Annotated in this window: 1 protein-coding gene; it reads left to right on the plus strand. The window is 77.4% G+C overall.

From position 1 onward, the window contains the following. Nucleotides 1–1,737: alpha/beta fold hydrolase (locus tag I5E_RS03985; protein ID WP_022905854.1), on the plus strand; the 1,737-nt coding region annotated here is incomplete at both ends.

The raw sequence follows: 1,737 nt of genomic DNA on the forward strand, positions 1-1,737 counted from the left end.
GCGGGCGTCGCGGTCGACCAGCTCGACATGGGTTTCTCGGAGCGGACCGGCACGCAGCACGGGCTGGCGGACCGCGTGCGGGACCTCGGCGCGCTGACCGACGAACTCGGCCTGACCGGCCCGGTGGTGACCCTCGGGCACGACTGGGGCGGGGTCGTCTCCCTCGGCTGGGCGGTGGACCACCCGGACCTCGTCGTGGCCGTCACGACCTGCAACACCGCCGTGCACCAGCCGGACGACGCCCCGATCCCGGCGCCGCTGCGGCTCGCCCTCCGTCCCGAGCTCCTCGGCCGCGCCACGGTGCTGACGCCGGCGTTCCTCGAGACGACCCTCGCGATCGCGCACCCGCGGCTCGACCGTCCCGTCGCGGACGCGTACCGGGCGCCCTACCGCGGCGCCGCCCGTCGCGGGGGCATCGGCGGGTTCGTCGCCGACATCCCCGTCGACGCCGACCACCCGAGCGCACCGGAACTCGACCGGATCGCCGCGGGGGTCGCGGCGCTCGACGTGCCGGCCCTCGTGATGTGGGGCCCGCGCGACCCGGTGTTCCTGGAGCGCTACCTCGACGACCTCGCGGACCGCCTGCCGCACGCCGACGTCCACCGCTTCGAGGGCGCCGGGCACCTGCTGCCGGACGACGCCGACGTCGCCGGGACGGTCTTCGACTGGCTCGGTGACCACCTGCCGGACGGTCACGGGCCCGCCGGGGCCGAACCGTCCCTCCAGGCCCCCACCGACACCGTCGCCGACGCGGGCCGTCCGCTGTGGGCCGCACTCGACGCACTGCGCGAGCGCGACGACGCCGCGCTCGTCGAGATGGCCGCCGCCGGCGGACCCCGCACGGTGTCGTGGCGGCTGCTCGCCCGCCGGGTGGACGAGATCGCGGCGGGACTCGTCGACCTCGGCGTCCGCCCCGGCGACCGTGTCTCGCTGCTCGTCACCCCGGGAGCCGACCTCACCGCGGTCCTCTACGCCTGCGTCCGCATCGGCGCGGTCGTCGTGGTCGCCGACGCCGGGCTGGGCCTGCGCGGCCTGACCCGGGCCGTGCGCGGCGCGCGTCCCGACTGGATCATCGGTGCGCTGCCCGGCCTCGGAGCCGCGCGGGCGCTCGGCTGGCCCGGTCGTCGGATCGCGACGGTCGCGCTGCCCGCCGCCGCCCGGCGTGCGCTCCGGGTCGAACGCACCCTCACCGAGGTCGCTCGCCGCGGGGCCGACCGGCTCGCACGGGGGACCGCCGTGCCCGAGGCCCCCGGCGCCGACGCACCGGCCGCCGTGCTGTTCACGTCGGGGTCGACCGGCCCGGCCAAGGGCGTCGTGTACACGCACGGGCAGCTCGGTGCCGTCCGGGACGCGCTGGCCACCCAGTACGACATCGGCGTCGGCACCGGGCTCGTCGCCGGGTTCGCCCCGTTCGCCCTCCTCGGTCCGGCCCTCGGGGCGCGGTCGGTCGCACCGGACATGGACGTCACGGCACCCAGGACGCTCACCGCGCGGGCGGTCGCCGACGCGGTGCAGGCAGCCGACGCCACGGTCGTGTTCCTGTCGCCGGCCGCCGTCGCGAACGTGGTGGCGACCGCGGGTGCGCTCACCGCCGACGAGCGTGCGGCACTCGGCCGGGTGCGGCTGTTCCTGTCGGCCGGGGCGCCGGTGTCGGCGGCCCTGCTGACCGCGGCCACCGAGCTGATGCCGAACGCGAGCGCCCACCCCCCCTACTGCATTGACCAGGGGCTGCTGATG

Origin of the sequence: Curtobacterium sp. B18 (assembly GCF_000333375.1) — a bacterium.
GTDB lineage: Bacteria > Actinomycetota > Actinomycetes > Actinomycetales > Microbacteriaceae > Curtobacterium.